The organism is Pelagicoccus mobilis, assembly GCF_016595505.1.
Classification (GTDB): Bacteria; Verrucomicrobiota; Verrucomicrobiia; order Opitutales; family Opitutaceae; genus Pelagicoccus; species Pelagicoccus mobilis.
Genome location: NZ_JAENIL010000014.1, coordinates 10,530 through 26,093, shown reverse-complemented (window position 1 = coordinate 26,093; position 15,564 = coordinate 10,530). Strand labels below are relative to the sequence as shown.

The window sequence follows — 15,564 nt, the reverse complement described above, 5'->3', positions numbered from 1 at the left end:
GGGAGAGAATTAAACTCCTCTCGTAAATTTTGAATACACGGAATCCATCACTGCTTTGTTGGGACGAAAAACCGACATCGCCACCTGAACCATTTCCATTTCCGTCCACACCAAACCGCCAAAAGAACCGCCCTCCTGTCACACAGGCTAAAACGCGATTCACCCTAGGTTCAAAACACAAATCAGGTGCAAACCACCGAAGCAATCTTCCTATTTGAACATAAAAACTCTAATCTAAGTATTTTCTCTTGCCGAAGCTTGGCAGTGAAACTAATCAAGCAGTCCCTTCTCTTAGGACAAAGCAAAGGCTTTCGTGTCTATCGAGCAGGTCTAAAGTCACTCGACTCCTTTCCCTTACACACACTCCCCTTCGTCGAATCGCCCGATCACTCGAGCCCTCACTTTTGATGAAAATCAAAAACACTAAAATCACACGTCTCCTAATTGCCGCAATTCTGGCCTCCGTCCTCGGGCTCATCTTCCACTCGACAAGCACTGCCCCCAGCAAATCGAAGCAGCCTCTAGAATACGCTGCCGCCAAGCCCCAAGTCGCCTCTCCCTCCCAGTCACCTCAACTTGAGCAACCCGTAGCCTTCGACTCGCCCCATTCTGAGGATGCCCCACACTCTTCCTTTCTCCGTTTCCATAAAGCAACTCCGATCCAACGCTTCGAACACACTACCGGCCCTTACCGGATCGAAACCCAAATTTTCAGAACGTCATTCCACAAGCCCCTCGTACGACTGGAAAAACGCTACTACGCAGAGGGGCATGTAGATGCGGGAGCGTTCATCGGCGAAAGCCTTTCGGTCGCGAACGAGTTTATCGTATCCACACAAACAGACAGCAGCTCCAACGAGATTGAGCAACTCGCGACCTCAATCGGAGCCCACGCAACTCCGGTGAGGGGAAGCCAATCACTCTTCCGACTCGTCTTCGGCGAAGACGAAAACTTCGAACAACTCCCTCAGCTAGCCAGCTCTCTTGAAGTCGCGAAATCGATGATTCGCTACGTTGAACCCGATTTCCTCGTGCGAACGACATCGAGGAAACCAAACGATCCTCGTTTCACCGATCAGACCAATTTGCACTTCGAGTACGCGAACGGCGATTCAAGCAGAGACATCGACGCACCAGAAGCATGGGCCATCACCAGCGGATCACCGAATGTCACGATCGCCATAATCGATTCGGGCATCAGATCCACCCACGAAGACCTCAAGGACAACCTATGGGTCAATCCGAACGAAAAATCAAATGGCTCGGACGATGACAGGAACGGGATCGCGGACGACCTCTACGGTTTCAACGCAATCAAAGGCAACGGAGACGTGAGCGACGACAACGGACACGGCACTCACGTCTCCGGGATCGCCGCCGCCAGCGGCAACAATAGCAAAGGCATAACCGGAGTCACCTGGAATGCTCAGATAATGGCTTTGAAATTCCTCGACGCCAGCGGCTACGGGACAAACTCAAACGCGATTGAAGCCATAAACTATGCGATCGCTCAGAAAGCAGACATCATCAACAACAGCTGGGGCGGCTCTGAACAAAGCCAAGCCGTTTTCGAAACACTCAAGAGAGCTTCGAATCAAGGGATTCTCATTGTCACCGCAGCAGGCAACAACGGGGCAAACCTCGATGAAACCCCAACTTACCCAGCCTCATTCAATATCGCCAATCAAGTGGTCGTAGTCGCGTCAAACGACATTGATAAACTGTCCTCATATTCCAACTACAGCGCGAACGCCACCCATCTAGCAGCTCCCGGTCGAGCTCTCAGCACCTACCACCCGTCCGATAGCTCCTACTCAGACCTGGAAGGCACTTCGATGGCAGCCCCGCACGTGTCCGGAGCCTTGGCTTTGATCAAAGCAACCTTCCCCGGCCAGACTGCCACAAAAAACATCCTCCGCCTTCTAGATTCGACGGATCAATTTCCCGCATTAACCGGCAAATGCTTGAGTTCGGGAAGACTCAACCTTCATCGCGCCTTAAGCGGACAAACCAACACCCCCGCCAACGATTCCTTTGAAAACGCAATCGAGTTTCTTTCAAACGGTGGCAGAAAGGCGGGCACAACCAGCAACGCCAGCAAGCAAACCGGAGAGCCGCTCGCCGCGAACCCAAACGCGGGAAAAACAGTCTGGTATTCCTGGAGAAGCGATTCGGCAGGCTCAGCCCAACTCAGAGTATCCCCCACCGGCTTTGCCCCGGCAGTAACAGTTTTCGAAGGGACCACCCTCCAAGGGCTTGAACGAGTAAGCTCCGCAACCAGCTTCCTAGCCGGAGAAGCCACCAAACTGTCGTGGCAGTACCAGCCAGGCGAAACCTACTACATCCAGGTCGACACAAACTCATCGAACACCGGCCCCTTCACCATCGAGCTGTTCAAGACACCGGATAACGACGATTTCGAAAATCCAACAACAATCATTGGAGAAAGCTTTACCCAGGCAGGTAGCAACATCGCCGCCACCCTCGAAGCGGACGAACAGCGAACTCATATCTCGGCCGCAGGCTCCACAGTCTGGTACGAGTGGACCGCCCCCCGAAACGGCGACGACTCTCTGCGCATCGCCCGAACGAGCGAACGCCTCTTCCTTCGCGTTTACGAAGGGGATTCACTAACCAACCTCACGGAAGTCGCATCCGCCTTCGAAGACGGCAGCCAATCGAACCAAGTTCTATCAGTAGCCGCCGACACGACCTATCGCATCCTGGTCGACTCCCTCTCCGAAAACGGGACGGAGTTCTTTATCGAAGGCGCCTACCTAACCGAACCGAAAATCCTAGTCCAACCTCACGATAGAAACGTTAAGCTCGGAAGTGATACCACCTTCAGGGTCGTTGTATCCAGCGCCCACGAAGCAACCTATCAATGGAGCAAAGATGGCCAGCAAATACCGGGAGCAACGCGTAATACGCTCCACCTGAAATCAGTGGCCGAAAACGATCTCGGCGAATATCAGGCGAGAATCTCGCTGCCGAGCCAAACCTTATTCAGCCGAAACGCTCAATTAACGAACAACAAACGTTCGGTCCAATTCCTGAACCAGCCTTCCCCCGCATCAATCCGCAGAGGGCAATCAGCGACTCTCTCGGCGATCGTCAGCCCCATCGATGAACATACACAATTACAATGGCTAAAGGACGGCAAGCCGATCTCAGGACAAAACACCCTTACCTTAAGCCTAGCGAACACCAGCATAACCGACAGCGCCTTCTACCAGCTTCAAGTCACTCAGGATGGAAACGTCTATCACTCTAAACCAGCATACCTTTTTGTATCCGCTAGCGACGAATTTTCGGCCTTCACCTGGGCAAACATTCCAAATTCCTCTCCCCAAGCCCACGAACTGGATCAAGTAAACGGCTACTTTATAGCACAGTATTCAGATGTTGGATTCGGCTTCTCGCTAGATGGCGAAAACTGGCAATACATTCCACTTCCGATACGCAAAATAGTTTGGACTGGAGAGCGCTACCTCGCAGTTACAAATCGTTCCGTCCACGTCTCCCCTAACCTCAGCAATTGGACGCGCACCTTTGAAACCGACTCGGACCTTTACAGTATCGCTTTCGGAGCAGACGTAGCCGTGATGCGGGCCTCCGATGGAATCTACACCTCGAGCGACTTCACAAACTGGTCAAAAACGTCCGAAGCCACTTCCGGTTGGGCCGATCATTTAGAATTCGCAAATGGTTCCTTTGTCGTTCCCAGAGTCGGATCCGTGCTTGTATCCGAAAATGGCACAAACTGGGAAAGCTTCTCCACCTCCACAACTCACCAGTGCTACGTCAGCTACAGCGACAACAAATGGTGGCTGTACAACAGGGCTGCCGCCGGAGCAGCCTATACCTCTCCAGATGCCAAGACCTGGACCGAGTTCCCTTTGCACCAAGAAAATGTCTTCAGCATGTTCTTCGACAAAGCTGAGAACCTCGCCTACATGTACTTGCAGCTCACGGACAATAAAGACTCATTCTTCGCAGAATCCTACGTCGAAGTCCACAGAGTCGAAGAAGACGAAACGAACTTCCTCAAGCAAGTCACACGCTACTCCTCGGAGTACCCATCCCCAATGGTCGGGCTAGACAACAAGGTGCTCGTATCCACTCGATCCGGACACGTTTTCCTAAGCGACTTTACCTCTCTAAACCTAGAGCACGGAGCCACCCCTTGGTACAAATATCCAAGAATCAGCTACGCAAACGGTTTCTACATTGCGGGTTCCGAGCGAGCCCTACACACCTCGCAAGACGGATCGAACTGGACGCTAGCGCATAGCAGCTTGGAGAACTACGGACATTTCGCTTACGGAAACGGCGTCTATGTCGGAACCCGACACTCCGGTCCTTCGCTAAGCGAACTCGATAGACACAACTACAACTTTCAAGCCATCCTCTTCCAAGAAGGGCTCTTCGTCGGTTATAGCGGAGGAAAAATCATCTACTCCAGCGACGGCCAATCATGGGAGACGGGAGCCAGCGGCATGCACAACGCATGGAGGATGGCCTACGGAAACGGCACATTCGTACTCTACTCGGAAGATGGCCTCTTCACTTCAGACAACGGTATCGCCTGGACGCAGCAAAGCCTTCCATCCGGTATGAGGCTCTCCGCTCTCCGCTTTGGAAACAACACCTGGGTCGCCTTCTCGGATAACGTCTGCTATACCTCGGCCGACACGAAGACATGGACTCGAACAGAATCACTCTCGATTCCAAACCACTCCGCGAATACCATCAACAACCTCTATTTCCTAGATGGCAGATTCATCGCTCCGTATTGGGATGAGTACTACTGGTCCTCGACCGACGGAAAGGCATGGACACAGACCGAGCTCAGGCAAGAGCTAGTGAATCACCAGGGCTACCTATACAGTCCGGCTATTTCCGATTCGAAACTCCTTCTACACGGAAGCTCCTACGGCTTAGCGATCCTAGGATCTGGCGAGGCACCCAAATCACGCACAATCATAACGAGCCACAATGAAACCATCGCCACCAGCTTCGGACGCCCTCTAGAATTGACCTTCGAGGCCTTCGCCAGCGAATCGCAATTAGAAAGGATCGAAGTCTGGGTAAATGGACAGCTATGGGAATCGCTCCCGCCCAACTCGACTCGTTTCCAGTTCACACCTGAAACAAGCGGTGATTACACCGTAGAGGTTATCGCCCATTCGCAAGATGGCCACAGTTCCTCGGACACGCTTTTGATCGAAGCGCAACCCTTGCTAAGCATTACGAAACCGGCGAATGAAATCACTCTAAACGATCTTCTCTATTTCCGAGGATCCTACTACGGCGTGGGTTCAGGAGGCCTGCTCTACCTCTCTACCGATGGCATAAGCTGGAAAAGCCTATCCACTCCCGTATCCGAAAAACTCAACAGCATCGCGAAAAGCGAAGACACACTCGTCGTCGGATTTAATGGGGACGGAGTCCTAACCAGCAAAGACGGAATAAACTGGATACGCACGGGCAGCTTCCCTTCGGGCGGAGTCCAATACGACAATGGCCTGTTTGTAGCCGGCCTCTCCTGGAAAACCGTGCTATCTCGAGATGGCTTGAACTGGACGCCTGCCGACTCCCCATCCTCAGCTGAGTCCGCAGGAATAGCCCCAGATACCGAGGACCGAATCTTTAACGTTTACGACCAGTGTTTCAAGGGCGGTATCGGCAGAGGATGGTCTCGACTTCCAGAATTCAAACAAGTCTATCACCTCGGAGACCACTACATCGGCCTCGACTACAATCGATCCATCAAAAGAAGTCAGGATCTAGCCAACTGGGAAACCGTCTTCTCTAACGACTCCTTAGAGTCTATGGAGTTGAAGAATGGACTCCTTTTCGCCAAATACTACGAAACCATTATCTCCGTTACCACGGATGGCATAAACTGGGAAACGCCGGATGCCGACGTCTATTCCTCCCAAATCGAGTTTTTCGACGGTCGCTTCTACGCATGGACTTACGACTGGAATTTCGATCCGCCAAACAAGATCGCAAGTTCCGAGGACGGAGTGCATTGGACCAAGTTCGGGAGCGAGAACCTACAGGCAGAACCCATTTCAGATGGAATACTCATCGCTAGCCCGACCGGCCTCGCGCTCTATCGTCCGGAAGCGCCCTCCTATGAATTCATAAATGAGGAGGGAATCGCCCATTCGCGAACGTTCAACGATTTCGGATTTCGAGAGAATGTCGAAATCATCGGCCAGTCTCCACTGATCGCATTGACAGACTACCAATCCTACTACCGAGACGATCACGGAGCTTGGCAACGGACCAACACAAGAGTAGAGGAGGACACAGTCTACGCCAACGGCGTTTACCTTGGAGATTGGCACTTCGGCTTACACCGAAGCGAAGACGGCGTAGAATGGACCCAATTGGACACTCCCCAATGGCTCCAAGATCTCAATACACACTATTCCGTCATCTCCCTCCAGTCAGACGGAAACTCGTTTTGGCTAACAGTCAACTACACCGTCGACGGACACTACCACTACTCCACCGCACGCTCCGAGGACGGTCTAAACTGGCAGCTTTGCCCTCTCGAAGACAACAGTCGTCCCGAACAGTTCATTCGTTTTAAGGAGGAAACCTATTTCACTCACTTTAGCGAATTTAGAAAATTCAACAGCGACTACGAAAGCTGGAATCTTATCGAGACCTTCAACGGACAGGCCCAAATCACCCACACAGATAGCCTGATTGGCGTCTTGCACGAAGAAGAGATCTTCAGTGGATACAACCGACTCTCGCTCTCTTCAGACGGACAGACATGGCAAACAGTGTCCCCACCCATCACTGGCTACATCAATATCACCGCAACCGCGGAAGCCTTCTATATCTACGGAAACTCGGTCTGGAAATCGACCAACGGAACCGATTGGACAGAAATCATCCCGTTTGAGGCAAAAGCGACTGCGACTCGCGAAAACGTCCTTTTCTATTCAGACGAACTCACCTTCATCGAAGTCGTAGATACCGACCTCGCGATCGTAGACGTTAGCGTTGCAAACAAAGAGTACGGCGTCGGCGATCTTGTCGAAGTCTCCGTAAGCTTGAAGAACAACGGAAAAGAAGGGCTCAGCCTCCCGGAGAACTCACAGATCCGCTATTCGTACCTGAATGAAACGGGACGCTGGAGCAGAAGCGAAGTAGAAGACGGTTTTTCAGGGGATGCCCAAATTCCATTTCAAAGCTTAGCTCCTTTAGAAACCCGTAGTTTCGTATTCACGACAAAAATACCAGAAGGCGTGGCTCCAGATAGGTACCACATCAGCGTCTACTTCGGCTACGACCTGATTGGAGATGACGGAAACAAGAGCAACGACTATATCGTAACCTCAGAAGCCACCAGCATCACAATTCCTTCCCGCACCCTAAATGTTGCAAATCCAGAAAACGGACGCGTAGAGGGAGCAACCGCCCAATCAGAATTCGCATGGAAGGACCGTGTTCCTCTGAGAGCGATTCCAGATTTTGGATACGAACTAGAAAACTGGAATGGCGACTACCCTTACGCCGAGCCTGCTCTCCTGCTAACGCTTCAAGAAGACACCCTTCTCGCACCCGTTTTCAAAACTCAAACCTATGCGGTTAACGTGAATATCGAGGGTCGAGGAAAAGTAGCCGGAATCCCTGACTCGCTAACGATTCAACACGGCCAAGATCTCGACCTAGAAGTCGAACCCGAGGCCGGGTGGGTTTTCCTCGGCTGGGATGGCTACGGAAAAGACCAGTCGGAACAGATAAGCATGAAAGCAGGGCGCAACATAAACATCGACGCTCGTTTTGGCCGCACGTATTCATCATGGGCTGACACACATTTACCAGAAGACGAATCCAACAGAGGCCTCTATCAAACGGCCTCCGGTAGCAGCGCGACCAACATCGAACGTTTCGCCTTCGGCTTGGACTACCTCGAACAAAGGAAAACGTCCCAGCTCGGCACACGCATAGAAGACGGCTATCTCGTATTCCGCTACGCGCTCTTTGCCGGCCTTTTTGAGGTTACAGCCGAACCAACATGGAGCAATGACCTAAGCGTCTGGCAAGACGGAGCAGGTCCCCCGCAAATCGTCAGCAAGACAGACGATCTCGATATCTACGAGTTGAGGGTTCCCCTCAACAACGCCCCGTTCTTCGTTTCCCTAAAGATTCAAGAGAACGCCATCGAGTAATACCGCATGCAAAAAGGGTTGGGCCTCCTCCACTCTCAGCCGATTTCCCTAGGACAAAGCATCTCGGATCACTCTTGGATCGCACTGAAGGCGACATCCTCGCGATTCCGTGCAACACCCCCGACCCATGAACAGTTTTTATAGCGTAGATTAGCTTCAACGTGGGACGTCAGCCCGCTTTGGACAATTTGTGAACCCCGACCCCTTCGCTATGGAAACACTCATCGTAACGCTGCAACTCTTCGTAGGTCTAACAATAATCAACGTGTGGCTCTTTCGAAGAGACAGGCCCACTCAATGGAGAGGTGGGAACGCTAACAGCATGAGAGAGGAGTTCGAAGCCTACGGACTTCCGGCTACCGTGATGCTCACGATCGGCCTAATAAAACTCGCTCTCGCAACCGCGTTAATAGTCGGAATTTGGATACCGAGCATAACCGCCTTCGCCGCTGCCGGATTGGCCATCACTTTGCTGGCAGCTGTGATTGCTCACCTGAGAATTCACGACCCGCTCAAGAAAAGCATACCAGCCGCAACGCTCATGACCATGGCCACCGCGCTGCTAATACTTTAACGATCACACGAACTGCAACTCGCCAGCAGAATAGCCAAAACACAAAACCGCACACGAACAGGGAGGGAAAATGAACTATACAACGATATTTGAAGTGGCACTAGTCGCGAGCTTCAGCCTAGCCGGAGCTCTGCTCATTCATGCCATCGTAAGCCAAACGCTCTTTGGGCAACAAGAGCAACGCGAGAAAGCCAGAATACGCTCCGTTGATAGCTTAGACAACAGACGCCGTTGACTCTACACAAAGCTCATTTCCACATGCAGCCAAGACCAAAAGTCTCGGCTCGCACTGTTTTAAGACCACTTCATGAGTCCACCCCACCGTATCCTTTATTCCCCTACACCCGGAGGGCAACGCTCCGTCGTTGCCGTGAAGCCTAAATCAAACACCTCAGGTCACCCTCGACGCACCGAGTGAAACACAGCATCCTTCGGCATTAGGTCCGTCAAATCCTTCGTTCGTGTAACGAACCCTAGCATTTCTCATACGGTGAGTCGCGCGAGAGCTGACTGACCCAGTCAGCCGCAATGCACATTGGCGTCAACTTATCTGAAGAACCGTCTTCGATATTATCTTCTTCTGCTTCTCCTTCTTCATCTTCTTCTAAAAACACAGACTCCAAGCCTGGAACACCGCTCTCCGAGCGAGAAGTAGAAGCGGATGAAGAAGACGAAGAGCCTTTTAACACTCAAGTTGACGCCAATGCGCAATGCAGGATCGAGTCTCCACGGCGCCTGCGGCGAGGCCGCCCAACCTTCCCCATCCAATGAGAACGTGCCTATTCATAAGCGCCCCATAAAACTCCAAGCAGAGAATCCCCAGATCTAAGTATTTCCCGTAAATTCTCTTGCCGAAAACACAGGGTGACGGTAATTCTCCACAAATCACTCCGCCACTCCCGATGCCCCTTTCCCACGCAGTTTAGCTATGCGAAAGTATCCTCTCGTTACTCTCGCGTTTGTCCTAGCGATTCTGCCTACCCTCTACGTCACGCTCCAGAGGGCTCCCTCCGGCGAACAGACACAACCTGCCCTCACTCCCCAAAAGGAGCAACAGCCAACCCCTGCAGCATCGTCCCTAAAACCCAACAACACAAACACCCCCTCTCTCCCCTCAGCACCCCAGCCAAACTCAAACCACCCGCTCGAGCCGAACGCCTCGCCCCGAAACTGGAACGCCGCCATAACCCTCGTCGAAACGGTCGAAGAGCCTCCCCCCGCCAGCCGCGATCCCATCCTAAGGCACCGCATCGTTCAGGACGACGGTTTCGATTTCCCCATCAGGATCACCGACGCCGTCGTCTACGACGAAACAGGAGCCCCTCAAAAAATCTCCGAGCTCACCGCCTACGCTGCCAATCAAATTTTGCTCCACTCTCCTTCCACCCTCGCTCGGGAGGAAATAGAAGACATCACCCTCTCGCTCGGCTGGACCTACCTCCAGGCCCAAAGCACCGAGCATATAGCCGTTCTACAGGCCAAGGACTTCCATCTCGACACCGTTGAAGACGCGATTGCCGCTCTCGCACTCTCCGAAACGCCCTACCACGCAGAACCGAACCACATCTTCTACGCATCCAAAACGCCCAACGATCCACGCTTCAGCTCAAAGGGCCAATGGGGCCTCGCCCAAGACTCCGATTTCGACATCGACGCTCCCGAAGCTTGGGACAAGCGAACCTCAACCGCCAGCGTCACCATCGCCATCATCGACAGCGGCATCCGACTCGACCACGAGGACCTGAAAACAAACCTCTGGCGAAACTCGAAGGACAGCTCGCGAAACCGAAAAGACGAAGACAACAACGGCTACGTCGACGATGTCCATGGTATCAACATCATAGATACATCCGCTCCTCCCGAAGACGACAATGGGCACGGTACGCACGTAGCCGGGATAGCAGGAGCAGCGGGCAACAACTCCCGAGGAATCTCAGGTGTCGCTTGGGATACCCAACTGATGGCTATCAAGGCCCTAAACTCAGACGGTCGGGGCACCGCGAGCAATATGGTCAAAGCTATCGACTACGCCATCAATTCCGGAGCCGATGTCATAAACGCAAGCTGGGGCAGCGACTCCTACAGCGATGCCATAGATAGCGCCATCCGGAGAGCTCGAGACAAAGACATCCTCGTCGTAGCCGCCGCCGGCAATGACGGCTATAGCTACCCGGACTATCCAGCAAACTCCACTCTAGAAAACGTCGTTAGCGTAGGTTCCGCCAGCAGCCAAGGCGTGAGATCCCTCTTCACCAACCGAAGCTCGACCGAGGTAGACGTCATGGCTCCCGGCAACGGAATTCTCTCCACCTGGCACGAATCCGCGGACGCCTACTCTCAACAGAACGGAACCTCAATGGCCGCCCCTGTCGTGTCCGGCATACTCGCCCTCTGTATCGCCGAATATCCAAACGATGACTACGACACCCACAAACAACGACTCATCGTATCCTCCGTCAAAAGAGACAGCCTAGCCTTTCATTGCGTTTCCGGGGGCTTGGTAAACCTCAACAACGCGCTTCGCATGGATCACGTCCCCGTGCCGCCCGTCCTCCTCAGCACGAGCTCGACGGACATGGCTGTTTACGAAGGCGAATCGCTACACCTCTGGGCCCAAGCGGAGAGCGAACTGCCCCTCCGCTACAAATGGCTCCACAACGGCAGCGAACTTTCCGAAACGAGCTCGGAACTCACCATCGACTCCATCCCCGCTAGCGGAACAGGAACTTACGTCCTAGAAATAATAAACGACGACGCTACCATTTCCGCCGTATTCGAAGTAACAGTACATGCGAGAATGCCTGAGATCGAGGAGCTTATCGGATACGGAGCGGAAGTATACAGCAGTCAAACCGGTCATTGGGAACTTTTTGAGGAAGGTGACACCACATACCTCGCCAACGAAGAGATCACGAGCTATCAAACAGCATTCCTAGAATTTCGCATTCCAGAACCCGGCTTGCTGCGCCTGCGCGGGAAACGCTCGGACAACACCACTCACCACCATACTTTCTACGTCGCAGGGCCTTCGACCTATCAGCAGATATCGGAAACGGATTGGACCACAGCCGACGTCTATTCCGACTACGAAGTAGGCTTCACAGCAACCATTGAACTAAGGAACCATTACTCGAGTGAAAACACTCCCGCTAGATTTGGAACATTCGAAATCCCGACCTTCTACGAACACGGTAAACACCCGCCAGTCTTCTACGAACACATCTACCCCCGAAAACTCACCATCGGCAGTTCCTACACCATGGAGATCTATTCGTCTCAAGAGGATCTCACGTATCAGTGGTACAAGGACGACGCCCCTATCGACGGCGCTACCGAAAGCCGACTGGAGATTACGATTTCCTCAAAGGAAGACGAAGGCTACTACTATGCAGTCGTCAGCAACGAGTACGGCTCACTAGAAACCAGGAAGGCTCTTATCGAAGTCGACGATTCCCCGCAACCCGCTTCCGCTAAGTTCGAAGGGGATCACTATATAGACCTTCTTGCTGGAGAACCGTTCATCCTTCCCATGTCCGTTTTTGGAGCCGAGCCGATCACCTACCAATGGTATCGAAACCACCAGCCAATTCCCGGGGCGAACTCACCCACACTCAACCTCGGCCCCACCTCCATGGCTCACACGGGAAGATACCATCTAACCGTCGAAAACGAACTAAACCACTACCCCTTCGAAAGCTCCTCGATATACATCAATGTACACGAGCAAATCCTTCCCCCAAAATTCAGCCCCAACGACAAGAAAACCCAAAACTACGTTATCGCCGAAGGACAAGATCTCAATGCCCATGTGGGTCGTCCCAACGGTTCGAACCCCATCGACTATCTTTGGTACAAAGACGGAGAACCACTGGAGGAGAACGGAGAAGGAAGCGGTTTAAATATCTACCCCGTAAGCGAGGAACACGCGGGTACCTACTACCTGGAGGCGAGCAATAGTCTCGGCAGCGACCAGAGCGGCCGTATCCATTTATCGGTAACGCCGCAACTCTCAGAGGCCATCGACATGGACGAAATGGAGTTCATGTCGGACTACCCGAAACAATCCCGCTGGCAGTATCTGATATTCCAACAACATACCACTTTCGACGGAGAAGACGCCGCAGAACTCTACCTTCAAGAGGAAAGCTGGATCAACTTCGGATTCTACAACGTAGAGGTAGATACCGTTTTAAAAATTCGTTGGCTTCACACCGGAGAGGGAGCCAGCACTCTGTCGTACTTCGACACGGGCAGGAACAAGACCGCGCTCCCAAATTCCGACTCATGGCAAGAAAAGGTCATCTACCTCCCCGCGCATCACAATCTTGAGTTCCACTTTGCTACGACCGATTCGGAAGCCAAAGCATGGTTCGACGCCTTCGAGATTCTGAAAGAACCCTTCCTCGTCGAACAAATCAAGTTCGACCTCCCAGAAGTCGGCAAGAAAGTGGAGCTCAGCGCCAAGATACTCGCCACCGACGCGAGCTACCAATGGTACAAAAACGACGAGCCGATCCCCGACGCGACCGACGCCACCTATACGATCGATTCCTTCGCTGAGACCGATGCAGGAGACTACCATCTCGTTGCCCAAAACGAGTTCGGAGAAGTCGTCACCAAGAAAAGCCGCGTTGAACTAAACCTGCTAGACGCCGTAATTAAAGACGGCTTAAACGTCGCCCAATCCGAAGGAGTTCGAACTCGTATCGCCCTATCCGATACAGATCCACCAAGCCCCATTCTCGCCTTCGAGCCTGACATCCGGAAAACCTGGAGTCTGGAAACCCAGGTAACTGGACCTGCCGTATTCAGTATCACCTACGAAGCAGACTGGGGTGACGAAATACTGCTGCTAAACGATCAAGTCGTCATCGACGACTATTCCAACGGGCTGAAGACAACGTCCCATTTCGTCCCTGAAGGGACGCATTCCCTCAAACTCGAATTCACGCCATGGAGCTCAAATCTCGAAACTCAAATTCACAAGATAGCTCTCAAAAACCAACCATTGATCACCCTCGACTACAGCTGGGACTACCACTTTGGCGAGTACGGACTCCCTTATGCCAAGTTCTCCGGAATCCCGCCTCTAACCCTCAATTGGTACAAAGACGGCCAAAAGATATCCACTCAAACCAATCTCCAGCCTGGCGCGGCCTACCCATACGATCGGGAAACGAACGAGCTCGACCAAGCTCACTACCAAGCCGAAATCATCGACCGCAACGGAAAGAGCACACTCTCCGAAACGTTCTACTTCTACCTCGGGCAATACCTCCGCGACGTCCTCGACTCCGACGAACAGCTTGGCGTGTGGCTCTACGACGGAGGCTACTCCGATCGCTACCATGACGACACGATCAAATTAGAAGGCCTCTCGTCCCTTGCCCTCCAGGGGCCCTTCAAAACAGATGACAACGCCACACTGAGAATAGACGGCTCATCCTATTACGCGAAAATTAACGTTCGCTCCCAAGGCTTTCCTCCAGGCTCCTCCATCGAATACCACACCGAAGACGGCTTCCAAAGCATTCCCGCCAACGACGACTGGCAAGAAATCGAGATGCGAGTCTACGACTCAACCTTCGCCCTCAGGTTGCCAGAAGGCGACGAGAACAGCATCCTCTGGATCGACAAGATCGAACAAATAGACAGAGCCGTATTCAGAACGAAACCACAGAACATTGCCACCTACCTAGGAGCCGATGTCTCATTCGTAGCAGAAGCCGTAAGCTTCTTCGATGGCAGGTTGCAGCTCCATTGGGAAAAGGAAGGGGAACCAATATCAGGAGGAGATAGGGAACAGCTCAAAATCGAGTCGGTAAGCAAGGAGGACCTCGGCGAATACCGCGTCTCCGCCCTATCGCCCAATGGAGAGACCATTTTCAGCGACCCATTCACCCTCACACTCGTCGACCCTGAACTAGCAAAGGCTATAGGGTACCCTGGGGCAAACATCACCACCACTGGAAGAAACCCTTGGCAGGTCGACTACGAGAAGTCCTTAGACGGCCCCTCCTCCATCATTTCCGGCGAACTCGAAGAAGAGGAATCTACTACCATAAGAATCCAGATCGATGGCCCCGTAGCATGGGGCCTCTACACCTACCGGAGCTCGGACACCAACATTGATCAATACCTGGAAGACAGATGGGAATATCATTCCGCCTACCCGGAATGGGAAACCGGAGAGCAAGCGATCACTCAGGTCGTGTATGACTACAGGCACTACGGTCCCAAAACCAATCGCCGGCTTCGGCTCGATGGCGTAAAACTCACTCGATTCAGCGATCTTCAATACGATCGCTGGATAGACGAGCGACTCGCCACCGCCACGCTCCCACAAACCAACTCCGACCGAATGTCGGACCTTGATGGAGACGGCATCCCCAACTGGCTCGAATTCACGCTAAACCTCGATCCCCTCACCAGAGACACGATTCCCACCTTCGGCGTAAGCGACGCCCTTAACGGCGGACAAGAAGCAGCCATACGTTTTTTCGCAGCCCGCTCAAGCGAGTACTCAGTCTCCTACGAAATTAGCGAAGACTTGAAAACGTGGGCAACCATCCAGCCAGAGCTCGAAATCGTGCACAGCAGCAAGCACTACGACGAGCTGACAGCCCGTTTCTACTTCCAGCCAGAAACAAGCTCACCCTATTTCATCCGCTGGACAATCCATCACCGCACCGAAAACAACCAAGACACCTTCTAGCTCTATCCCAGCAGGTAGAGCCCAACACTCTGTAGGGCGGTGCGCCGAACCGCCACTCCTCCATAATCCAAATC

3 protein-coding genes are annotated in these 15,564 nt (G+C 52.9%); all 3 read left to right on the top strand.

Annotated features, from left to right (window positions below; genetic code table 11):
• Nucleotides 1-407: 407 nt before the first annotated feature.
• The 3 genes from JIN87_RS08925 (at nucleotide 408) to JIN87_RS08915 (ending at nucleotide 15,490) form a co-directional block, all read left to right on the top strand.
• A complete protein-coding gene (locus JIN87_RS08925) occupies nucleotides 408-8,201 on the top strand; it encodes a S8 family serine peptidase (RefSeq protein ID WP_200355206.1) in 7,794 nt (2,597 codons plus the stop codon).
• A 322-nt stretch (nucleotides 8,202-8,523) separates the two neighbouring features.
• Nucleotides 8,524-8,775, top strand: coding sequence for a DoxX family protein (locus tag JIN87_RS08920; RefSeq protein ID WP_200355205.1), 252 nt, complete (start codon nucleotides 8,524-8,526; stop codon nucleotides 8,773-8,775).
• A 928-nt stretch (nucleotides 8,776-9,703) separates the two neighbouring features.
• Complete coding sequence (locus tag JIN87_RS08915; RefSeq protein ID WP_200355204.1) at nucleotides 9,704-15,490, top strand: S8 family serine peptidase; 5,787 nt, start codon at nucleotides 9,704-9,706, stop codon at nucleotides 15,488-15,490.
• Nucleotides 15,491-15,564: the final 74 nt, after the last annotated feature.